Source organism: Cupriavidus sp. 05T42 (assembly GCF_056396345.1).
Window position 1 is genome coordinate 53,478 of the sequence record NZ_JBFTLH010000005.1, and the last position, 20,862, is coordinate 74,339.

Sequence of the window (20,862 nt, forward strand, 5' to 3'; positions counted from 1 at the left end):
GGGGACGGCCTACATTGTAAGGCCATTGGCGGCCACTGTCGGCGCCGCCGGGGATTCGGACATGGGCGCGAACACCCCGCTGCCGACGAAATCGGGATAGAAACGCGCCCGCATCCGTGCCAGATAGGCGGTCAGATTGGCGTGCGCCGACGCCGCCGTACGGATTGGCGTCTCGAACACGGGGCTGAGCAGGCTGGCGCTGAACGCGAACAAGGTGGCGTCGGCGCCGCATGGCGCATCGCCCAGCAGGTAGGGCTTGTCGCCAAGGATGTTGGCGATGGCCGTCACGCCGTGGATCGCCATGGCTGCGGCCTCCTCGTCCGAATGCCGGCCGAGGCCCTGCGCCCAGAGCATCTGGCGTACGCGCCGCTTGACCAGCGTGGTCACGATCCCGCGCACCGGTGCCGGCACGCGCTGGAAGAACTGGGCCGGGCCGCGCTCGAAATTGGCGTCATCGAGCCAGCGCACGCGGGCCACGGCCCAGTAGAGGTTGTCTTCCATCAGCTTTTCCACGGCCCAGGCCACCCCGCGCTCGGCCTCGGACAGCCCCGCGTCGAAGTCCACGTGATAGGTCTTCTCGATATGCCAGCGGATCATCGTCGAATCCGCGACGATGCGCCCCATGTCGTCGAGGTAAGGCAGCTTGCCCTTGGGCGCGCGGCGCAGGTTGCCCGGCATGGTGCGGTACGGCAGCCCTGCCAGCTTCAGCAGCAGTTCGGCCTTCATGACGAACGGGCTGGCGTCGGGCAGGCCAAAGGCAGGGCCGAAGGTATAGAGCGTGATCATTGTCGTTGGGCTCGTCGTATCGTCGTGTCGTCGTATTGCGCCTATTTCCAGTCGCCCCGCAAGGCCAGCACCATCTGCTGGAGCCCTTCCGCCGATGCGGCCTCGGGCGCCACGGGTTCCCCCACCACGAGTTCGAGCCGGCTCAGGATGCCGCGCCGGAACGGGCGCGACATGGCCACTCCGCCCTTGCGAGAGAAAAAGCTGCCCCACAGCCCGCGCAGCGCCATCGGCACCACGGGCACCGGCGTGCGGCGGATGATCTGCTGCACACCGCCCTTGAACGGGTTGATGTCGCCGGTAGCCGTGATCTTGCCTTCGGGGAAGATGCAGACGAGGTCGCCGTCCTCGAGTGCGGCGGCCACGGCGTCGTAGGCGCGCTCGAGCATCCTGGGGTCCTCGTGCGCTGGCGCGATGGGAATCGCCTTGGCCTGCCGGAAGAACCACGACAGCAGCGGCACCTTGAAGATCCGGTGATCCATCACAAAGCGCACCGGGCGCGGGCTGGCCGCCATCAGCACCACGGCGTCGGCAAAGCTCACGTGGTTGCAGACCAGCACGGCGGGGCCGTGCTCGGGAATCCGGTCGGCGTTGATCCGGCGCAGCCGGTAGATGGTGTGGACCAGAATCCAGGCGATGAAGCGCAGCAGGAACTCGGGCACCAGCGTATAGATATAGATGGCCACCACGGCATTGAGCAGCCCCACCACCAGGAACAGCTGCGGGATGCTGTAGCCGGCCAGCGCCATGCCCACGCCGAGCAGCGACGCGGCGATCATGAAGAAGCTGTTCAGGATGTTGTTCGCCGCGATGATCCGCGCCCGGTGCGTAGGCAAGCAGCGGCTCTGGATCAGCGCATACAGGGGCACGCTATAGAAGCCGCCGAACATGGCCAGCAGGAACAGGTCCACCAGCACGCGCCAATGGCGCGTATCGTCCAGGAAACCGCCGATGCCGCTCAGCGTGGCGCCGGCCGACTGGCCGTTACTGGCCAGGTACAGGTCCACGGCGAACACGGTCATGCCGATGGAGCCGAACGGCACGAGGCCGATCTCCACGGTGCGGCCGGACAGCCGCTCGCACAGCAGGGAGCCGATGCCGATGCCGATCGAGAACATCGCCAGCAGCAGCGTAACCACGTTCTGGTCTCCGCCGAGCACGTCGCGGGCGAAGCTGAAAAAGGCGGTCAGGAAGGTGGCGCCGAGGAACCAGAGCCAGGAAATGCCGAGCAGGCTCAGGAATACCGTGCGCCGCTCGCGCGCGAGCATCAGGTTGCGCCACGTCTCGGTCAGCGGGTTCCAGTTGATGCGCAGGTCCGGCTGGGGCGGCGGCGAAACCGGCACGCCCTGCGACACCACCCGCCCCGCCACGGCGATCACCACGCAGGCGATGCCCACGTAGAGCGGCCCCACCACGGCGCCGCCGCGCATCACGCCGGCCAGCTCCCCGCCGATCAGCGTGCCGATCAGGATGGCGACGAAGGTGCCCATCTCCACCAGCCCGTTGCCGCCCACCAGTTCCTGCTGGTCCAGGTGCTGCGGCAGGTACGCGAACTTCACCGGGCCGAACAGCGTGGAGTGCAGGCCCATCAGGAATGTACCGAAGTACAACAGCGGCGCGCTGTGCCAGGCAAACCCGGCCAGCCCCAGCACCATGATGGCGATCTCGAGCGACTTCACGAGCCGGATCAGCCGCGATTTCTCGATCTTGTCGGCAATCTGGCCGCTGGTGGCGGAAAACAGGACGAAGGGCGCGATGAAGATGGCCGAGATCAGGAACGCCGCGCTGCGCGCATCGACGCCGTCGAACAGGGCCGTGTGATAGGTCACCAGCGAGGTGAAGGCGACCTTGAAGACGTTGTCGTTCATGGCCCCGAGGAACTGGGTCCAGAAGAACGGCGCGAAACGGCGTTCGCGCAACAGGCGAAACTGACTGTGTTGGCTCATGCAGACGGAAGCGGGTGGACGTCGCTCGGCGGACTTCGTGGACCCCGGATCCCGCCGGGGCATCAGTTCGCCGCCATCATGCCAACAGTCTGGAGTGCAGGCAATAAAACTTCTGTTAAATCACCCCCGGGCCCGCCAGCCCGGGCAGACCGCTTTCAGTCGGTCTTTTCCTCGGGCCAGTCGCGGATATAGGCCTTGAGCATGCGGTTCTCGAACCCCTGCTCCTCCACTACCGCCTTGGCCACGTCGTAGAACGAGATCACGCCCATCAGCGTGCGGTTGTCGAGCACCGGCAGGTAGCGGGTGTGGCGCTCCAGCATCATGCGGCGCACCTCGTTGACGTCCGTTTCCGGCGTGCAGGTCAGCGGCGCGTCGTCCATGACCTTGCGGATGCTGTGCGTGCCGAGCGTGCCGTGGTTGGCCGCCAGCGTCTCGATCAGTTCCCGGAACGTCAGCATGCCGACCAGATCGCCATATTCCATGACCACCAGCGAGCCGATGTCGTGCTCGGCCATGGTGTTGATGGCTACCAGCAGGGACGCATCCGGCGTGACGGTGTAGAGCGTGTTGCCCTTGATCTGCAGGATGTCGCTGACTTTCATGGTGGTGTCTCCGCTGCCCGGTGTCGAGGCTGGTTCTGGTCTGTGGCCAGAGTTGGCCGATGCGGCGATCCTACCCAAACCGCCGTCTCTCGTAAAGGCGGCAAGTCTCACGCCGTCTCAATGCGTTTTCAGAATCCTCCCCATTGCCAGGGCGGCGCACGGTGCTACGATGCCGGACGGAGACAACCTGCCGCCCACAACAGCCACTACAAGCGAACTCACCATGTCCGGTACCCGATTCGACACGCTGGCCCTGCACGCCGGCGCCGCCCCGGACCCCGCCACCGGGGCCCGCGCCACACCGATCCACCTGACCACCTCCTTCGTGTTCCGGGACAGCGAGCACGCCGCCTCGCTATTCAATATGGAACGCGCCGGGCACGTGTATTCCCGCATCAGCAACCCCACGGTGGCGGTGTTCGAGGAGCGCGTGGCGGCCCTGGAGAACGGCGCCGGGGCCATCGCCACGGCATCCGGCCAGGCCGCGCTGCACCTGGCCGTGGCCACGCTGATGGGGGCCGGCTCCCATATCGTGGCATCCACGGCGCTCTATGGCGGCTCGCACAATCTGTTGCACTACACGCTGCGCCGCTTCGGCATCGAGACCACCTTCGTCAATCCGCGCGACATGGACGCCTGGCGCGCCGCCATCCGCCCCGAGACGCGGCTGCTGTTCGGCGAGACGCTGGGCAATCCGGGCCTCGACGTGCTCGACATCGAAACCGTGGCGCAGATCGGCCAGGACCACAAGATCCCGCTGCTGGTCGACTCCACGTTCACCACGCCCTACCTGCTGCGCCCGTTCGACCATGGCGCCGGCTTGCTGTACCACTCGGCCACCAAGTTCCTGGGCGGGCATGGCACGACGATCGGCGGCGTGCTGTCCGAGGGCGGCACGTTCGATTTCGAGGCTTCGGGGCGTTTTCCCGAGCTGTCGGAGCCCTATCCGGGCTTCCACAACATGGTGTTTACCGAGGAAAGCACCGTGGCGCCGTTCCTGCTGCGCGCCCGGCGCGAGGGCCTGCGCGACTTCGGTGCCTGCATGAACCCGATGGCGGCGTGGCAGCTGCTCCAGGGCATCGAGACGCTGCCGCTGCGCATGAGCCGGCACGTGGACAACACCCGCCGCGTGGTGCAGTTCCTGGCCGGGCACGCGATGGTCGAGTCGGTGGCCTACCCGGAACTGGAATCCCACCCCGACCACGCACTGGCCAAGCGGCTGCTGCCGCGCGGCTGCGGGGCAGTGTTCAGCTTCAACCTCAAGGCGAACCGCGCGGCCGGGCAGCGCTTTATCGAGAGCCTCTCGCTGTTCTCGCACCTTGCCAACGTCGGGGATGCGCGCTCGCTGGTAATCCATCCCGCCTCCACGACCCACTTCCGCATGGATGCCGACGCCCTGCGCGCGGCCGGCATCGGCGAGGGCACGATCCGGCTGTCGATCGGACTCGAGGACCCGGATGACCTGATCGACGACCTGAAGCGCGGCCTGAAGGCCGCCGAGAAAGCCATGGGAGGAAAAGCCTGATGGAACTGACCGTCTCGGGCCATCCGGCCTATGCCTACACCGGCGGCAAGCCGTTCGATCCCGCCCTGCCCTGCGCCGTGTTCGTGCACGGCGCGCAGAACGACCACAGCGTCTGGGGGCTCCAGACGCGCTGGTTCGCCAGCCATGGCTTTGGCGTGCTGGCGGTAGACCTGCCCGGCCACAACCGCAGTCAGGGCGCCCCGCTGACCCGCGTGGAAGACATGGCCGACTGGGTCATGGCGCTGGTGGCGGCAGCCGGCGTCAAGGCGCCGGCCCTGGTCTTCGGCCACAGCATGGGATCACTGATCGCCCTGGAGTGCGCCGCACGTCACCCGGAAGCCGTCCGCGCCATCGGGCTGCTGGCCACGGCCTATCCGATGAAGGTGTCCGATGCCCTGCTCGACGCCGCGCTCCACCGCGAGGACGAGGCCATCGCCATGGTCAACCAGTGGTCGATCTCGAGCCTCGCCAGCAAGCCGTCGTCGCCCGGGCCCGGCGCCTGGATGCATGGCGGCAGCCAGCGGCTGATGGAGCGCGTGGCGGCGCGCAACCCGGGCGCGCACGTGTTCCACACCGATTTTTCGGCCTGCAACGGCTACGCGCATGGCGAGGAAGCGGCTGCCGCCGTGACCTGCCCGGCGGTATTCGTGATGGGGTCGAAGGACATGATGACGTCGCCGAAGGCTGCCCAGGCGCTGGCCGGCCGGATGCCCAGCGCCACTGTGGTCACGGTGCCAAGCGGCCACGCGATGATGGGCGAGAAGCCGGACGAGGTGCTCGATACGCTGGCCGCCTTCGCGCGCAAGGTTGTGGCGAGCACCTAGACTGGAACCATAACAACACCGATGCCGGAGACGACCATGGCGCAAACCCACAGCCGCGAATTCGAGAGCTTTGCCGCGTTCTATCCGTATTACCTGAACGAGCACCGGGACCGTACCTGCCGCCGCCTCCATTTCGTGGGGTCGACGGTGGCGCTGGCCTGTCTGGTGGCGCTGGTGGTCACCGGCAACGCGTGGTGGCTGCTGGGTGCCGTGGTGTCCGGCTATGCGTTTGCCTGGGTGGGCCACTTCGGGTTCGAGAAGAACCGGCCCGCCACGTTCCGGCACCCGTTCTACAGCCTGATGGGCGACTGGGTCATGTACGCGGACATCCTGCGCGGTCGGATTCCGTTCTAGCTGGAATCCGACCTAGCAGCTGGCTCAGACCTGCCCGTGCCAGCCGGGCGGCACCACCTCGAGCGTGCGGCGCTGCGGGCCGCCCCCCTCCTCTCCGGTATCGCCAGTGCCGCCACTGGCCTCCGCCGCCTCGTTGGCGGCTGGCGTCAGCAACTGCTGGCGGAACACGGCTTCGAGCGGTTGGTCCAGTTGGGGGTTGTCGAGCATCGAACGGAGCAGGTCCACGCCTTGCAACTGGTGCGCCAGCGCCGTGCGCGGCAGGCGCGCGAGGTTCAGCACAAGGCGGTCGTACAGCGTGCGCAGCGTCACCTGGGATGGGTCGCAAAGCATCGCCCAGTGCGCCTGCCCGCGGTCTTGCTGGAGCTTGCCCACGAGGTGCAGGGTCTTGAGCTTGCCGAGCAGGCTGGCCAGGTAGTCGGCCTCCATCCGCAGCTTGCGCCCCATGTCGAGTTCGCCCACGCTGCGCGGCACTTCGTCGCGGGCGCGGTAGAGCAGCAGCAGGATGCCCAGCGCGTCGAAGAACTCGCTGCCGGCGAAGGTGCGGCGGCGCCAGTGGCCTTCCCGGATCACGGGCAGGTTGGCGGCGATGGTCGCCCCGAGCAGCGTGACCAGCCAGCTCACGTACATCCACAGCAGGAACAGCGGCAGGACCGCGAAGGTGCCGTAGACCGCCGTGTAGGTCGGAATATGGGTGATGAAGTAGCCGAACACGCGCTTGGCCACCTCGAAGGCCACGGCGGCCACCACACCGGCCACGATGGCATCGCGCCAGTCCACATAGGCGTACGGCACGGCCATATAGAGGAAGGCGAAGGCCAGCGCCGAGAGCATCACCGGCACGGTGCTGACCATCAGCCCCATGCCCATCGGCATGGAGCCGACGTAGCCCATCGACACCGAAATCAGGTAGGAACTGACCGAGAGGCTGGCGCCGATCAGCACCGGGCCCAGCGTCAGCACGGCCCAGAACACCAGCACCCGTTGCGCCAGCGGCCGGCGCCGCTTGACGCGCCAGATGGCGTTCAGCGCATCCTCCACGGTCAGCATCGTCAGCACCGACGTCACCATCAGGCCAGCCAGGCCCAGCGCGGTCAGCCCGCGCGCGCTCTTGGAGAACTGGCCGAGGTAGCGCGAGACCGAATCGCTGACATTGCCGCCCGGAATCAGGTTCTGGAACAGGAAGGTCTCGATCTGGCCCCGGAAGTCCCGGAACACCGGAAACGCGGCCAGCAGCGCGAACGCCACGGTCAGCACCGGCACCACGGCCAGCACGGTGGTGAAGGTCAGGCTGGCGGACACCTGGGGCAGGCGGTCCTCGCCGGCGCGGCGCAAGGCGTAGCGCGCGAGCGCGCGCACCTTCTGCAAATTCCACTCCCTGCGCAGGCGGGCGATACGTGCGGCGGTCATGCGGGGGCTAGCTCCTGAGTCTTATAGCGGGGCACAACTATAATACGCGCATTGTTTCGCGGTGCCGGTCCGGGCCGCCCCCTCCCGATCCACGACTGAGCACCGACTCCGCGATACCTTGGCCGCCCTCCCCATCCTGGTCCTGTACTACAGCCGTCACGGCAGCACCCGCAAACTCGCCGACCTGATCGCCACCGGCATCGACAGCGTGCCCGGCGCTCATGCCCGGCTGCGCACCGTGCCGCCGGTGTCCACCGTCTGCGAGGCCACCGCGCCCGACATCCCGCCCGAAGGCGCCCCGTACGCCGAGCTGCGCGACCTCGAGGAATGCGCCGGGCTGGCACTGGGCAGCCCCACGCGGTTCGGCAATATGGCCGCGCCGATGAAATATTTCCTCGATGGCACCGTGGCCCAGTGGCTGTCCGGCGCACTGTCCGGCAAGCCCGCCTGTGTATTCACCGCCACCGGCAGCCTGCACGGCGGCCAGGAAACCACGTTGTTGTCGATGATGCTGCCGCTGTTCCACCATGGCATGCTGGTCATGGGCCTGCCCTATTCGGAGCCCGGCCTGATGACCACCACGGCCGGCGGCACCCCCTACGGCCCGAGCCACCATGCTTTTGTGGACAACCACGGCCCGGTCACCGACCAGGAAGCCGCGCTGGCCACGGCCATGGGCCGGCGGCTGGCCGAGACGGCGCTGAAGCTGGCCGGAGGGTCACGATGACCGCGCCGCGCAACGGCAGCCAGGGTGACGGCGACCTCCACAGCCCGGCGCTCTGGCGCGTGAGCGTAGCCAGCCTGCTGGCGCTGGTGGCGCTGTGCATCGCCTGGGAGTGGTTCCTCGCCCCGCTGCGGCCCGGCGGCTCGTGGCTGATCCTCAAGTTCGTCTTCCTGCTCCCGGTGCTGCGCGGCGTGCTGGCGCGCAACCGGTACACGATGCAGTGGTCGTCGATGCTGATCCTGCTCTATTTCACCGAAGGCATCGTGCGCGCCACCAGCGACCGCGCGCCGTCGTCGCTGCTGGCCTGGGCCGAAGTCGCCCTGACGCTGGTGTTCTTCTTCAGCACCATCCTCTATCTGCGCCCGTACAAGCGTCGCGCGCGGGCACGGCAGCAAGCCATCCAGCCCCCCTCCCCCTCCCCCGACACCCGACCATGACCGCTCCGCACCTGGATTCGTTCCTCGACCTCTGCCGCGCCGCAGTCGGCCCGCAACACGTGCTGACCGAGGCCGCCGACAAGGCCCCTTATCTGACCGACTGGCGCCAGCGCTACACCGGCGACGCCGTGGCCGTGCTGCGCCCCGGCAGCACCGAGGAAGTGGCCGCGCTGGTCCACGCCTGCCACGCCCACAAGCTGGCCGTGGTGCCGCAGGGCGGCAACACCGGCCTGTGCGGCGGCGCCACGCCCGAGGCTGGCCCGGCGGCAGCCGCTGGCGTGGTGGTGCTGTCGCTGCAACGGATGAACCGGGTGCGCCATGTGGACCCGCTCAACAACACGATTACCGTCGAAGCCGGCGTGATCCTCCAGCAGTTGCAGGACGTGGCGCGCGAGCATGGCCGCCTGTTCCCGCTGAGCCTGGCGGCCGAGGGCAGCTGCACGATTGGGGGCAACCTGTCTACCAACGCGGGCGGCACGGCGGTGCTGCGCTACGGCAACACGCGCGAACTGTGCCTGGGGCTGGAGGTGGTAACGGCCAAGGGCGAAGTCTGGGAGGGCCTGCGCGGCCTGCGCAAGGACAACACCGGCTACGACCTGCGCGACCTGTTTATCGGCGCTGAAGGCACGCTCGGCATCATCACGGCGGCGGTCATGAAGCTGTACCCGCTGCCCCGCGCGCGCGTGACGGCGCTGGCGGCTGTGCAGAGCCCGCGCGCCGCGCTGGCGCTGCTGGCCATCGCCCAGTCCCACGCCAGCGCCATGCTCACCGGCTTCGAGCTGATGTCCGCGATGTGCATGGACCTCGTGCGCAAGCACTACCCGCAACTGCGCTACCCCTTCACAGAGGCCCATCCGCAACTGGTGCTGCTGGAGCTGTCCGACAGCGAGGGCGAGGAACACGCCCGGGCGATCTTCGAGACGATGATGGAAGCGGCCTTCGAGGCCGGCGTGGTCACGGACGCCGTGGTGGCCGAGTCCGTGCAGCAGTCGCGCGATTTCTGGAACCTGCGCGAGCACATCCCGATGGCGCAGGTCGAGGAAGGCAAGAACATCAAGCACGACATTGCCGTGCCGGTCTCGCGCGTGGCGGACTTCATCGAGACCACGGACGCGCTGGTGCAGGACGCCTTCCCGGGCGCCCGCATGGTCACCTTCGGGCATCTGGGCGACGGCAACCTGCACTACAACGTGTCGCCGCCGGTGGGGGTGGATCACGAGCAGTTCCTGATCCATCAGGACGCCATCAACCTGATCGTCCACAACAGCGTGCAGTCGCACAATGGGTCGATCTCGGCCGAGCATGGCCTGGGCCAGCTCAAGCGCGAGGAGAACCGGCGCTACAAGAGCGAGGTGGAACTGGGGATGATGCGCGCCATCAAGCAGGCGCTGGACCCGCAGGGGCTAATGAATCCGGGGAAGGTGCTCTGACCGGCCCGCGTCTTCATCGTCATCGGAATCCTCTGGATCCTCTAACGAATCCAGATCGGGCAGCGCGCCGGGGGTCTCGAACAACTCGTCGCACAGCGCGCGACCCTCGGCGGTCAGCTGGGCGGTGCCCCGGCCTGACTCGTCGATCTCGGCTTCAGCCAGGTCCGCCTCGGCCAGTTGCGTCAGCACGCGCCGCAGCACGCTCATCTGCACTGATGCGCGCTTGCTGAGGCGGGCCAGCGAGAGCGGCCCGCCACCGGGCTCCCGGGCCGCCTGCCACAGGGCAGCCAGGATGCCGGCCAGTACCGGATCGAGCGTGTCCTCATCGGCATCGGCGCCGTCGTTCCCGGTATCTTCTTCTTGGTTCATGCGCTTGTCTCCTTGTCTGGCGCCGCTTCTGCGAGCGACGTCACCAGTTTGCCCAGCGTCACCACGGCCGCTTCCACCTCGGCCGACCATGCGCTGCTGTAGTTTAGGCGGATGTAATGCGTGTACGTGGGCACGGGCGAGAAGATGTGCCCCGGCGCCACGGTAATCCGCCGCTCCAGTGCCGCGTGGTACAGCGCCATGGCGTCCACGCCCTCGGGCAACTCCACCCAGAGCACATAGCCGCCGGCCGGCCGCGACACCCGCGTGCCGGCCGGGAAGAAGCGCCGCACCGCCGCCGCCATGATATTGGCCTGCTGCGCATAGGTCTTGCGCACGCGCCGCAGGTGGTAGTCGTAGCCGTCGTTCTTCAGGAATTCGGCGATGGCTAGCTGGGGAATCGCCGGCGTGGTCAGCGTGTTCAGGAACTTGAGCCGCTCCACCTGATCCCGGTAGCGCCCCGGCAGCGCCCAGCCGATGCGGTAGGCGTTGGTCAGCGTCTTGGAGAACGACGAGCAGTGCAGCACGATGCCGGCCTTGTCGTAGGTCTTCAGCGAGGTGGGATGCGCATCGCCGTAATACAGCTCGCCATAGACATCGTTCTCGATGACCGGAATGTCGCGCTCGGTTAGCAATTTGACGAGTGCCTGCTTGCGTTCGTCCGACATCTGGAAGCCGAGCGGATTCTGGAAATTCGGCATGACCATGCAGGCAGCCACGGGCCGCTCGTCGAACAGGCGGGCCAGCGCCTGCACGTCGATGCCTTCCACGGGGTCCGTCGCGACCTCCACGGCGCGCATGCCCAGCCGTTCGATGGCGTGCAGCATCGCATAGTAAGTCGGCGATTCCACGGCGATGGTGTCGCCCGGCTTGGCCACCGCCTGCAGGCACAGGTTGATGGCCTCGGTGGCGCCAATCGTCACGATCACCTCGTTCGGGTCCACCGCCTGGCCGTTTTCCAGGTAGCGCCGCGTGATCTGGCGGATCAACTGGGGCGAGCCGGGCGGCAGGTCGTCCAGCAGGCTCCACGACTCGTAGCGCTTGCCGATGGCGTTGGCGTACTGGATGATCCGCTGCCACGGGAACAGCTTGGCGTCGGGATAGGGGGAGCCGAGCGGGATGGCGTCATCGGCGCGGATCGAGCGCAGCGTGGACAGCACCAGCGCGCTCACGTCCACCGGCGACGGGCGGGCCGCCGGGCGGGTCGGCTGGAGGTCGATGGCCGGCTCGCCGGGCCGGGCGCGCACGAAGTAGCCGGACTGCGGCCGGCTCTCCAGCATGCCGCGCGACTCCAGCAGCAGATAGGCCCGGATGACCGTGGTAATGCTCAGGCGATGATGCTGGGCGGCCTGCCGGACCGACGGAATCTTCTCGCCGGGCAGCAGCACGCCTTGCTGCACCAGCGCCTCGATCTCGGCCGCGAGCTTTTCATACAGGGTCACACCGCCAACCTTTCGCCACGTCAGGGTTCATCGGAACGCTGGCGGGGTGGGGGCTGCCCTATTCGGTCACCTGGGCCGCCGCTGCCAGCGGCTCAGATCGTAATACGGATTGGGATTGTCCGGGCGGCGACGTGTACTCGACGAAGCCGTCCTGCCGGCAAAAGCTCAGCAGCCGCAGCCCGGCCTGCTCGGCGATGCGGATGGCGAGCGAGGTGGGCGCCGAGATCGTCGCCAGCATCTGGATATGCATGCGCGCGGCCTTGCGCACCAGCTCGTAGCTGGCGCGGCTGGACAGGAACACGAAGCCCTCGTCCATCACCACGCGGCGCCGGGCCAGGTGGCCGATCAGCTTGTCCATGGCGTTGTGCCGCCCCACATCCTCGAAGGCGTGGAGCACCTCGCCATCGGGCCCGCACCAGGCGGCGGCATGCACGCCGCCGGTGGTGCGCATCAGCATCTGGTGGGCCGGCAGGCCGGCGGCGGCGCGCTGGATCACCTCGCGCGACGGCACGATGCGGTGGCGCGGTACCGGCATCGGCACGGGCTGGAGGTCAAGCAGTTGCAGGCTTTCCACGCCACACACGCCACAGCCAGTGCGGCCGGCCAGCGAGCGGCGGCGGTCCTTCAGCGCCATGAACGCGCGCTGGCTGATTTCGATGCGGACCTCGATGCCGCTTATGCCATCCAGGTCATCGGTCCCGCAAGCCGGCTGCACCTCGACATCGTAGATCTCCTTGATGCTGTCCACGATGCCTTCGGTCAGCGAGAAGCCGACCGCGAACACTTCCAGGTCCAGCGGCGTGGCCATCATCACGGCATGCGAGATGCCGTTGTAGACCAGCGCCACCGGCACTTCCTCGGCCACATAGTCCAGGTCGACCGTGCGGGCGTCGCCCTTGTGACGGGCGACCTGCCGCTGGGCGTAGCCCAGTTCCCCTTCGCTCATGCCGCCGCTTGCGCCGACGTTTGCACCGAGGCGGCCCGGGCCAGCAGCACCGGGATCGACTTCGACGTCGGCGTGCCCGAGCGGTCGCCGATACTTTCCAGCGGCACCAGCGGATTGGTTTCCGGGTAGTAAGCGCCCAGGCAGCCGGTCGGGATGTCGTAGTCCACCAGCAGGAAGTCCTTGGCATGACGCGTCACGCCGTCCTCCCAGACACTGGTGATATCCACGCGCTCGCCCTCGGCAAACCCCAGCCGCGCGCGGTCCGCCGCGTTGATGAACACCACCCGGCGCAGGCCGAACACGCCGCGATAGCGGTCATCCAGCCCGTAGATCGTGGTGTTGTACTGGTCGTGCGAGCGGGTGGTCATCATCACCAGCAGGTCGTCGCCGTAGCGGGCGCGAGCGCGCTGGATCGGGGTGTCCTTGTCGATCGCATGGACCAGGAACTGGGCCTTGCCGGACGCGGTGCGCCACACGCGGTTGCGCGAGGCCGGCGTCAGGTGGAAGCCGCCCGGCTGCGCCACGCGTTCGTTATAGCGCTCGAAGCCCGGGATGACCTTTTCGATGGCATCGCGGATGCGCGCGTAGTCCTGCGCGTACCAGTGCCAGTCCACCTTCTCCGAACCCAGCGTGGCGGCGGCCATGCCGGCCACGATGGCAGTCTCGGACAGCAGTTCCGGCGAGGCCGGCTTGTTCATGCCGTAGGAGATATGGACCATGCAGACCGAATCCTCGACGGTCACGCCCTGCGCCACGCCGTTCTGGAGGTCGATCTCGGTGCGGCCGATGGTCGGCAGCAGCAGCGCGTCCTTGCCGATCACGAGGTGGCTGCGGTTCAGCTTGGTCGCGATGTTCACGGTCAGGTCGCACTGGCGCAGCGCTTCCCAGGTGCGCGGGGTGTCTGGCGTGGCGATCGAGAAATTGCCGCCCAGGCCGATGAACACCTTGACCTTGCCGGCCAGCATCGCGTTGATGGCGGCCACCACGTCCTGGCCGTGCGCGCGCGGCGGCTCGAAGTCGAACGCGGCGCCCAGGCGATCCAGGAAGGCGTCGTCCGGCTGTTCCTCGATACCCATCGTGCGGTCGCCCTGCACGTTCGAATGCCCGCGCACCGGCATCAGCCCGGCGCCGGGGCGGCCGATATTGCCGCGCAGCATCATCACGTTGGACAGCAACTGGATCGTGCTGACCGAATTCTTGTGCTGCGTAATGCCCATGCCCCAGCAAGCGATGGTGCGCTCGCTCTTGACGTAGACGTCCGCCAGCGCGTCGATGTCCTCACGCGTGACGCCCGATTCGGCCACGATGTCGGCCCACGATTCGGCGCGCAGGTCGGCCGCGAAGGCCTCGAAGCCGGCCGTGTGCTCGGCCAGGAAGTCCACGTCCACCACGCGCTTGCTGCCCGTGGCGATGGCTTCGTCATCGAGTTCGATCACGCGCTTGCCGAGGCCCTTGATCAGCGCGAAGTCGCCGGCCAGCTTGGGGCGGACGAACATCGACGCAATCTTGGTGCTCTGCCCCGTCACCATCTCGGAGACGTGCTGCGGGCTCGTAAAACGCTGAAGTCCGCGCTCCTTGAGCGGGTTGATCGACACGATGGCCGCGCCCCGCTTGGCGCAGTCGCGCAGCTCGTTCAGCATGCGCGGGTGGTTCGTCGCCGGATTCTGTCCAAAGACGAGGACGGCGTCGGTGAGCTGGAAGTCGTCGAGCAGCACCGTGGCCTTGCCCACGCCCACCGTTACCGGCAGGCCACGGCTGGTGGCCTCGTGGCACATGTTCGAGCAATCGGGGAAGTTGTTGGTGCCGACCATCCGCACGAACAACTGGAACAGGAACGCGGCCTCGTTGCTGGCGCGGCCCGAGGTGTAGAACGTGGCGGCGTCGGGGTTGTCCAGCCTGTTCAGATGCTGGGCGACCAGCGCGAACGCGTCCTGCCAGGCCACCGGCTGGTATTTGTCGGTGGCGGCGTCGTAGACCATCGGGTGGGTCAGGCGGCCGTGCTGTTCGAGTTCGAAGTCGGACTGGGCCATCAGCGCCGTCACGGTGTGATCGGCAAAGAACTCGGGCGTGACGCGCTTGCTGGTGGCCTCGGCGGCCACGGCCTTGACGCCGTTTTCGCAGAATTCGAAGGTCGAGGCATGCTGGCGGTCAGGCCAGGCGCAGCCGGGACAGTCAAAGCCGTCCGGCTGGTTCTGCTTGAACAGGGTCTTGTACTTGCCGCCGCCAACCTTCTCCTTGATCAGGTTGACTGCGACTTGCTTCAGGGCGCCCCAGCCGGCGGCCGGGTGCGTGTAGGGGGCAACATGCCCCTTCTCTGGGGTAGGGGTACTCATCGGGGGGCGACTCGCAATCAAGTGCTCGGAGCGCGGCCCGGTTATCCGTGATGTCGGCGCATCCGCAGCGATTGATGCAGACTAGGCGCGATTGATGAGTGGAGGGACGTACAGAACACCTGCGGGCGGAAGAGTACAGTTTGCGTCATCGCGGTGCAACAATCGAAAACTGTACTTAGGTGTGAGCGGACGCTAACCCGCTATGTGTTGACTGGCATGCCTCGCCCTAATCCGGCTGTTGTGGGGTGGCGCTGATGATGTCTTCCAATTGTGCACTCATCGGGATGTTCAGCCGCTCCCCGGTGGGCAGCCGGCTCAGGAACCACTGCTTGTAGAGCCGCTCCAGTTCGCCCGTGGTGATCAGGTCGCGCACGGCCCGGTCCACCACGGCCGCGAACTGCGGATCGCCCTTGCGCAGCATGACCCCGTAGGGGTCGTAGGACAGGAAATCGCGCGTCACATCGAACTGCTTGCCCGCGCCGGACTTGGCCAGGAAGCCGTAGAGCAGTACGTCGTCGCCGGCATAGGCATCGGCGCCGCCGTGGCGCAGTACCTCGAAGGCATCGGCATGGTCGCGCGCCCGGATCACCTTGAGGTTCAGCGCGAAGCGCGTGGAAAGCTTCTCCAGCGCATCGGCATTGGTCGTGCCCGCCGTGGCCACCACGGTCTTGCCCTTGAGGTCGCGGAAGGTCTTGATCGGGGAGCCGCGCGGCACCATCAGCTTGGTCCCGGCGATAAAGATCACCGGCGAGAACGCCACCATCTTCAGCCGCTCGGCGTTGCGCGTGGTGGAGCCGCATTCGAGATCGACCTTGCCCGAAGTGACCGCGTCGAAGCGGTTTTCCGAAGTCACCGGCACCCACTGGATGGCGAGGTCGCGCCCCACCTCTGCCGCCGCGGTCTGGACGATGGCCGTGCAGACATCGATGGAATAGCCGATCGGGCGCTGCGCCTGGTTCAGGTAGGAGAACGGCAGCGACGATTCCCGGTAGCCGATGATCAGGCTGCCGGTGTCCTTGGCCTTGCGCAGCGTGCCGCTCAGCTCGCCGGTGTCCTGCGCGACGGCAGCGCCGAGACAGGCGAGCCAGCACACGGCCGCCGCCGCCGCGCCGGCCAGCCACCGGGGCGAACCACCGGATCGAAAATGAAGACGGGGGAGGGACATGGCATCAGGCCTGTGCGGTCCCCGGCTTGTGCAGCGGCGGCCCGCCGCCTGGGTCCACGCCGCCCTCGCTGCCCTCGCCCCGATCCCCGAGCGTGGATTCGCTCGACAACTGCCCTTCCCACTTCGCCACCACGGCCGAGGCAATCGAGTTGCCCACGGCATTGGTAGCCGAGCGGCCCATGTCGAGGAACTGGTCCACGCCCATGATCAGCAACAACCCCGCCTCGGGGATGTTGAACTGGTTCAGCGTGGCGGCAATCACCACGAGTGACGCACGCGGCACCCCCGCCATGCCCTTCGAGGTCAGCATCAGCAACAGCAGCATCGTGATCTGGGTGGCCAGCGGCAGGTGGATGTCGTACGCCTGGGCAATGAACAGCACGGCGAACGTGCAGTACATCATCGACCCGTCCAGGTTGAAGGAGTACCCCAGCGGCAACACGAAGCTGGAAATCTTGCGATTGACGCCGAAGCGGTCCAGCGCGTCGAGCATCTTCGGATACGCCGCCTCCGAACTCGCCGTCGAGAAGGAAATCAGGAACGGCTCCCGGATCAGCCGGATCAGGGTGACGATGCGCCTGCCCAGGAACACCCAGCCGGCCAGCGCCAGCAGCGCCCACAGCACGAACAGCGACAGGTAGAAGCTGCCCATGAACTTGGCGAAGGTCAGCAGGATGCCCAGCCCCTGCGTGGTCACCGTCGAGGCAATCGCCGCGAACACGGCCAGCGGCGCCATCCACATCACGGCGCCGGTGATCTTCAGCATCACCTGGGCCAGGTCTTCGATCACCCCGGCCATGCGCGCGCCGCGCTCGCCCAGTGCCGCCAGCGCCGTGCCGAAGAAGATCGAGAACACCACGATCTGCAGGATCTCGTTGTTGGCCATCGCCTCGGCGACGGATTTCGGCACCAGATGCGCGATGAAATCCTTGAGCGTGAAGGCGTTGGTCTTGAGGTTGGTGGCGGCGCCCACGTCGGGCAGCGGCAGGCCGATGTTGATGCCGGGCTGGAGCACCGTGGCCATGATCAGGCCCAGCGTCAGCGACACCAGCGAGGCCGTGATGAACCACGCCAGCGCCTTCACGCCCACCCGGCCCACGGTGCTGGCGTCCCCCATATGGGCGATGCCCATGACCAGCGTGGAGAAGACCAGCGGCGCGATGATCATCTTGATCAGCCGCAGGAAGACATCGGTGATGACGGAGATGTAGCCGGCCACGTCCTTGGCCAGCTTGGGGTCGGGGAAGGCCGTGTGGCACGCGTAGCCGACCACGCCGCCCAGGATCATCGCAATGACGATATAGGTCGTGATACTGGACTTCTTGCTCATGACGACTCCTTGGGCTGCCGCATCGAACAGGTCCTGCGCCGGGGCCGGCACTTAACGATAGGACGCGGATGCGAAATGCCCAAATACGAAGTCACGCGGATGGTGCATGTGGACCGGAAAGCACCCGGCTACCGGGTGTCAGGAACCGGTCGCTGCCCCATCCAGACGTCGAGATAGCGCGCCATCAGCGCGCGATCGAGCCGGGGAAAGGCCAGCCCGCCGGCCACCGCCAGGGCGCGAGCCGTATGCGTGGCGTCGTAGCGCGGCATGCCCTCGTAGACTTCCCAGCGGGTGAGCCGGCCGTAGACCGGTTCCGTCAGCAGCGGCAGCAGCGGCCGCAGCGGATTGCCTGCCAGATCGGCCGAGTCTGCCAGCCGTTGCAGCCAGTCGGCATACGGCAGTGACTGCAGCGGATAGCCGCAGGCGCGCAGCATGCCGAAGAACGCGAGCAGGTCGGGCTGGTCGGCCTCGCGCGGCGGCACCAGATGGTAGGCACGGCCAAGGTTGCTGCCGTCGGCGGCGATACGCAGCAGCGCGGCGCTGACATAGTCGACCGGAACGATTTCCTTGCGCTGGTGCGGCAGGTGCGGATACGCCCCGATCGCGATGCAGCCCCGCACCAGCCGCGCGACGAAATCATTCCGATTGCCCGCCCCGCTGGCGCTGTCGCCCAGAATGAAGCCGGGGCGATACACCGCCGCCGGCACGCCCCGCCGGATCGCGGCGGTGACCAGCTGATCAGCCACCCATTGGCTGGCGGCATAGCCCATGTCGAACATCAGCCCCGGCAGGTGTCGGGCGAGATCGTCATCCTCGTACAGCGTCTTGGTGGGGGCCAGTAGCCCGGCCGGGCCGAACGCCGCGATGCTGGACACGTAGTGGAGCGCCTTGGCGCGCCCGCTGGCGACGAAGCGCAGCACGTGCAACGTACCCGCGACGTTGGCGGCGCGATGCAGGCTGCAAATGGCCTGGGCGTTGAGCGCTTCGCCGCCGACCAGCAGCGTACGCAGCGTGGCGAACGCATCGGGGCACGCGTGCACGGTATGGTTGAACAGCGCGCTGGTGATGAACATCGTCGTCACGCCTTGCGCGCGCAGGCTATGCCGGAAAGTGGCGGGGTCGATACAGGTCTGCCGGGGCAGGAACACCACGGTGCCCCCGTTCAGCAGCGCCCCCCAGGTCTCGAACAGGGCGGCGTCGAAGGTGGGATTCGCGATGGCCGCGATCCGGTCGTCGGCATTCAGCGATACATAGCGCGGTTGCCAGGCCAGCCGCACAATGCCACGCGCCAGGATCTCCACGCCCTTCGGCTGGCCGGTGGTGCCCGAGGTGTAGAGGACATGGGTCCGATGCGCGAGACCCGCTGCCGGCATGGCGATGCTGCCGGCGGCCTCGGCCCCCGGCGTCAGGTAATCGGCCGGGCAATCGGCCGGGCAATCGGCCGGGTAATCGGCCGGGCAATCGGCCGGGCAATCGGCCAGGCAATCGGTCAGGCAATCGGCCACCGCGCCCAGGCGGGCGCGATCGCCGGCCGTCGACACGGCGATCCGCACGTCGAGGTCGTCCAGCATCAGGCGAATCCGTGCGTCGGGCGCATCGGGATCCAGCGGCAGGCAACTCCCGCCCGCGCGGATCACGGCAAGCTGGCAGATGGTCTGGTCGATGCCGGCGGGCAGGAGGATGCCGACCGGCGTCTCCGCTCTCACGCCCCGGCTGGCGAGCGTACGGGCAACGCTGTCGACCCGGGCATCGAGCGCGGCATAGGACACGTGCCGCCCGCCGTAGACCAGCGCGATGGCGTCAGGCCGCTGCCTGACCCGACGGCGGAACCATGCGTCCAGGCCACTTACCTCGGCAGATGCATCCATCTTCGCCCCCTGGCAATTCAGGCCAGCGAGTATAGATCCGCTTCGGCTGCATGATCGCGACCTCTGCGGTGTCAGTCACGCCGCAGTCATGCACGGCGCAGCGGCTGACAAGGAGAAGAATCAGTGCACCCGGGTCGGTGTGGCGGATGGCGCCGGAGCCTCGCGCGGCGCGCCCTGTTTGAGCGAGCCGTAGCGGTTGGCGTAGAGCCAGGTGAATTCCGCCCCCAGCAGGAAGATCTGCGCGGAGTAGTAGACCCACATCAGCAGCACCACGAGCGAGCCGGCCGCGCCATAGCCGGACGCCACGCCGCTCTTGCCGATGTAGAGACCGATCAGGAACTTGCCGATGCTGAACAGCACGGCGGTGACGGTGGCGCCGAGCCAGACGTCCGGCCAGCGCACGGCGGCGTGGGGCATGATCTTGTAGATCATGGCGAAGACGACGGTCACCAGCACCACGCTGACGAGCAAGTCGAGCGCATGGCCGAGCAGTTCGCCCTCGAACAGCGGCCCCCACACCCGCCCGAGCGCGGCGAGCCCGGCGCTGGCCAGCAGCGAGACGATCAGCAGGAAGCCAATGCCAAGCACCATCCCGAATGACAGCAGCCGCGAGCGCAGCAGTTCGAGAATGCCGGACGCCTTCCTCCGCTCCGGCACCTGCCAGATGCGGTCCAGCGCGCTCTGGAGTTCGGCGAACACCGTGGTGGCGCCAATCGCCAGCGTCACCGTGCCGACCAGCGCGGTCAGCGTGCTGAGACCGGGGTCGCTCAGCGCGAGGAGCATGTTCTCGATGGCTTCCGCGCCCTCCGCGCCGATCAGCCCGGAGAATTCGCTCATCACCGCCCCGCGCGCCGCCTCGGCCCCGAAGACCATGCCGGCCACCGAGATCACGATCAGCAGCAGCGGCGCGATCGAAAACACCGTGTAGTAGGCCAGCGCGGCGCCCATGCTGGGCGCGTAGTCGTCCATCCACGCGGTCACGCTGTCGCGCATCAGGCCGTAGGCTTGATGGAGGGAGATAGGTCTCCAGCGCATCGCTGCCCCAGGTTTGTCGATTTACTTCTTCGGCTGGTCGTGTCCCACCGGCACCGGCCCCTTGCCCGGCACGTTCTTCACGAGGTCGGACGTGGCCCAGTCGCTGCCGTGGTCGCGCGGCTTTTTCAGGTCGCGGTTGTCTTCGCCATAGTGCGGCGGCCCCGAGGCCGGGTCGCGCGGCGTGCCATCGGGCCAGACGCCGCCGTCGCTGCGGCGGTGGACACTGTGCGCATCGCCGTGTTCAGTGGGCTTGCCGGCGGGCTTTCCATCCTCTGGTTTGGTCATTTCGCGTCTCCGGTCATGACATAGCGGAATCAAGAGAAGCGAATTTCATACCCGGCGGCG

The 20,862-nt window shown here is 67.4% G+C and carries 19 protein-coding genes; 6 read left to right on the forward strand and 13 right to left on the reverse strand.

The window, feature by feature from the left end; all coding sequences use genetic code 11:
* Nucleotides 1-9: 9 nt before the first annotated feature.
* The 3 genes from AC1EJR_RS08145 to AC1EJR_RS08155 form a co-directional block, all read right to left on the reverse strand.
* A complete protein-coding gene (locus AC1EJR_RS08145) occupies nucleotides 10-786 on the reverse strand; it encodes a glutathione S-transferase C-terminal domain-containing protein (RefSeq protein WP_441592141.1) in 777 nt (258 codons plus the stop codon).
* Between the two features lie 41 nt (nucleotides 787-827).
* Nucleotides 828-2,729 (reverse strand): MFS transporter, encoded by a 1,902-nt coding sequence (locus AC1EJR_RS08150; RefSeq protein ID WP_477146985.1) that lies wholly within the window; start codon nucleotides 2,727-2,729, stop codon nucleotides 828-830.
* 155 nt (nucleotides 2,730-2,884) lie between these two features.
* Nucleotides 2,885-3,331 carry a CBS domain-containing protein gene (locus AC1EJR_RS08155; RefSeq protein ID WP_092292758.1) on the reverse strand — a complete coding sequence of 149 codons (447 nt, stop codon included), beginning with the start codon at nucleotides 3,329-3,331 and terminating at the stop codon, nucleotides 2,885-2,887.
* Nucleotides 3,332-3,554: 223 nt separating this feature from the next.
* Between AC1EJR_RS08155 and AC1EJR_RS08160 the strand changes: the two genes are divergently transcribed.
* From AC1EJR_RS08160 to AC1EJR_RS08170, 3 genes are read left to right on the forward strand one after another with little or no spacing between them, the layout of a single operon-like run.
* Entirely contained in the window at nucleotides 3,555-4,856 is a 1,302-nt protein-coding gene (locus AC1EJR_RS08160; RefSeq protein WP_477112964.1) for an O-acetylhomoserine aminocarboxypropyltransferase, read from the forward strand.
* A complete protein-coding gene (locus AC1EJR_RS08165; protein ID WP_441592136.1) occupies nucleotides 4,856-5,680 on the forward strand; it encodes an alpha/beta fold hydrolase in 825 nt (274 codons plus the stop codon). Before AC1EJR_RS08160 ends, AC1EJR_RS08165 begins: the two co-directional genes overlap by 1 nt.
* Nucleotides 5,681-5,716: 36 nt before the next feature.
* Complete coding sequence (locus AC1EJR_RS08170) at nucleotides 5,717-6,034, forward strand: Mpo1-like protein (protein ID WP_092292752.1); 318 nt, start codon at nucleotides 5,717-5,719, stop codon at nucleotides 6,032-6,034.
* A gap of 24 nt (nucleotides 6,035-6,058) precedes the next feature.
* On the opposite strand, the gene AC1EJR_RS08175 is transcribed toward AC1EJR_RS08170, so the two are convergent.
* Nucleotides 6,059-7,441 carry a YihY family inner membrane protein gene (locus tag AC1EJR_RS08175; RefSeq protein WP_092292750.1) on the reverse strand — a complete coding sequence of 461 codons (1,383 nt, stop codon included), beginning with the start codon at nucleotides 7,439-7,441 and terminating at the stop codon, nucleotides 6,059-6,061.
* A gap of 118 nt (nucleotides 7,442-7,559) precedes the next feature.
* On the opposite strand from AC1EJR_RS08175, the gene wrbA reads away from it, so the two are divergent.
* Genes wrbA through AC1EJR_RS08190 form a run of 3 tightly spaced genes read left to right on the forward strand, consistent with a single transcriptional unit; the run spans nucleotide 7,560 to nucleotide 10,032 of the window.
* Nucleotides 7,560-8,168 carry an NAD(P)H:quinone oxidoreductase gene (gene wrbA, locus AC1EJR_RS08180; protein ID WP_255370744.1) on the forward strand — a complete coding sequence of 203 codons (609 nt, stop codon included), beginning with the start codon at nucleotides 7,560-7,562 and terminating at the stop codon, nucleotides 8,166-8,168.
* Nucleotides 8,165-8,602 (forward strand): DUF2069 domain-containing protein, encoded by a 438-nt coding sequence (locus AC1EJR_RS08185; RefSeq protein ID WP_441592133.1) that lies wholly within the window; start codon nucleotides 8,165-8,167, stop codon nucleotides 8,600-8,602. The genes wrbA and AC1EJR_RS08185 overlap by 4 nt, the downstream gene beginning before the upstream one ends.
* On the forward strand, nucleotides 8,599-10,032 hold the full coding sequence (locus tag AC1EJR_RS08190; RefSeq protein ID WP_477104997.1) for an FAD-binding oxidoreductase: 1,434 nt from the start codon (nucleotides 8,599-8,601) through the stop codon (nucleotides 10,030-10,032). Before AC1EJR_RS08185 ends, AC1EJR_RS08190 begins: the two co-directional genes overlap by 4 nt.
* On the opposite strand, the gene AC1EJR_RS08195 is transcribed toward AC1EJR_RS08190, so the two are convergent.
* The 9 genes from AC1EJR_RS08195 to AC1EJR_RS08235 form a co-directional block, all read right to left on the reverse strand.
* Nucleotides 10,006-10,401, reverse strand: coding sequence for a helix-turn-helix domain-containing protein (locus tag AC1EJR_RS08195; RefSeq protein WP_092292744.1), 396 nt, complete (start codon nucleotides 10,399-10,401; stop codon nucleotides 10,006-10,008). The two genes, AC1EJR_RS08190 and AC1EJR_RS08195, sit on opposite strands and share 27 nt — an antisense overlap.
* Nucleotides 10,398-11,840: an aminotransferase-like domain-containing protein gene (locus AC1EJR_RS08200; protein WP_092292742.1), complete on the reverse strand. Its 1,443-nt coding sequence runs from the start codon at nucleotides 11,838-11,840 to the stop codon at nucleotides 10,398-10,400. The genes AC1EJR_RS08195 and AC1EJR_RS08200 overlap by 4 nt, the downstream gene beginning before the upstream one ends.
* A gap of 58 nt (nucleotides 11,841-11,898) precedes the next feature.
* On the reverse strand, nucleotides 11,899-12,786 hold the full coding sequence (fdhD, locus tag AC1EJR_RS08205; RefSeq protein ID WP_092292740.1) for a formate dehydrogenase accessory sulfurtransferase FdhD: 888 nt from the start codon (nucleotides 12,784-12,786) through the stop codon (nucleotides 11,899-11,901).
* A complete protein-coding gene (locus tag AC1EJR_RS08210; protein WP_441592127.1) occupies nucleotides 12,783-15,119 on the reverse strand; it encodes an FdhF/YdeP family oxidoreductase in 2,337 nt (778 codons plus the stop codon). Before AC1EJR_RS08210 ends, fdhD begins: the two co-directional genes overlap by 4 nt.
* Nucleotides 15,120-15,345: 226 nt before the next feature.
* A complete protein-coding gene (locus AC1EJR_RS08215; RefSeq protein WP_477104998.1) occupies nucleotides 15,346-16,284 on the reverse strand; it encodes an amino acid ABC transporter substrate-binding protein in 939 nt (312 codons plus the stop codon).
* A 4-nt stretch (nucleotides 16,285-16,288) separates the two neighbouring features.
* Nucleotides 16,289-17,614 (reverse strand): dicarboxylate/amino acid:cation symporter, encoded by a 1,326-nt coding sequence (locus AC1EJR_RS08220; protein WP_092292734.1) that lies wholly within the window; start codon nucleotides 17,612-17,614, stop codon nucleotides 16,289-16,291.
* 128 nt (nucleotides 17,615-17,742) lie between these two features.
* Nucleotides 17,743-19,482: an AMP-binding protein gene (locus tag AC1EJR_RS08225; protein ID WP_477112967.1), complete on the reverse strand. Its 1,740-nt coding sequence runs from the start codon at nucleotides 19,480-19,482 to the stop codon at nucleotides 17,743-17,745.
* A gap of 120 nt (nucleotides 19,483-19,602) precedes the next feature.
* Nucleotides 19,603-20,517, reverse strand: coding sequence for a YihY/virulence factor BrkB family protein (locus tag AC1EJR_RS08230; protein WP_441643812.1), 915 nt, complete (start codon nucleotides 20,515-20,517; stop codon nucleotides 19,603-19,605).
* A 21-nt stretch (nucleotides 20,518-20,538) separates the two neighbouring features.
* A complete protein-coding gene (locus AC1EJR_RS08235; protein ID WP_092292728.1) occupies nucleotides 20,539-20,802 on the reverse strand; it encodes a hypothetical protein in 264 nt (87 codons plus the stop codon).
* Nucleotides 20,803-20,862 lie beyond the last annotated feature (60 nt).

Bases quoted from the DNA above. Each gene is read 5' to 3' on its own strand.
- AC1EJR_RS08220 (WP_092292734.1), bottom strand. From the start codon at position 17,614: ATGAGCAAGAAGTCCAGTATCACGACCTATATCGTCATTGCGATGATC.
- AC1EJR_RS08185 (WP_441592133.1), top strand. From the start codon at position 8,165: ATGACCGCGCCGCGCAACGGCAGCCAGGGTGACGGCGACCTCCACAGC.
- AC1EJR_RS08160 (WP_477112964.1), top strand. From the start codon at position 3,555: ATGTCCGGTACCCGATTCGACACGCTGGCCCTGCACGCCGGCGCCGCC.
- AC1EJR_RS08170 (WP_092292752.1), top strand. From the start codon at position 5,717: ATGGCGCAAACCCACAGCCGCGAATTCGAGAGCTTTGCCGCGTTCTAT.
- AC1EJR_RS08210 (WP_441592127.1), bottom strand. From the start codon at position 15,119: ATGAGTACCCCTACCCCAGAGAAGGGGCATGTTGCCCCCTACACGCAC.
- AC1EJR_RS08175 (WP_092292750.1), bottom strand. From the start codon at position 7,441: ATGACCGCCGCACGTATCGCCCGCCTGCGCAGGGAGTGGAATTTGCAG.
- AC1EJR_RS08150 (WP_477146985.1), bottom strand. From the start codon at position 2,729: ATGAGCCAACACAGTCAGTTTCGCCTGTTGCGCGAACGCCGTTTCGCG.
- fdhD (WP_092292740.1), bottom strand. From the start codon at position 12,786: ATGAGCGAAGGGGAACTGGGCTACGCCCAGCGGCAGGTCGCCCGTCAC.
- AC1EJR_RS08155 (WP_092292758.1), bottom strand. From the start codon at position 3,331: ATGAAAGTCAGCGACATCCTGCAGATCAAGGGCAACACGCTCTACACC.
- AC1EJR_RS08195 (WP_092292744.1), bottom strand. From the start codon at position 10,401: ATGAACCAAGAAGAAGATACCGGGAACGACGGCGCCGATGCCGATGAG.
- AC1EJR_RS08235 (WP_092292728.1), bottom strand. From the start codon at position 20,802: ATGACCAAACCAGAGGATGGAAAGCCCGCCGGCAAGCCCACTGAACAC.
- AC1EJR_RS08215 (WP_477104998.1), bottom strand. From the start codon at position 16,284: ATGTCCCTCCCCCGTCTTCATTTTCGATCCGGTGGTTCGCCCCGGTGG.
- AC1EJR_RS08225 (WP_477112967.1), bottom strand. From the start codon at position 19,482: ATGGATGCATCTGCCGAGGTAAGTGGCCTGGACGCATGGTTCCGCCGT.
- AC1EJR_RS08145 (WP_441592141.1), bottom strand. From the start codon at position 786: ATGATCACGCTCTATACCTTCGGCCCTGCCTTTGGCCTGCCCGACGCC.
- AC1EJR_RS08165 (WP_441592136.1), top strand. From the start codon at position 4,856: ATGGAACTGACCGTCTCGGGCCATCCGGCCTATGCCTACACCGGCGGC.
- AC1EJR_RS08230 (WP_441643812.1), bottom strand. From the start codon at position 20,517: ATGCGCTGGAGACCTATCTCCCTCCATCAAGCCTACGGCCTGATGCGC.
- AC1EJR_RS08190 (WP_477104997.1), top strand. From the start codon at position 8,599: ATGACCGCTCCGCACCTGGATTCGTTCCTCGACCTCTGCCGCGCCGCA.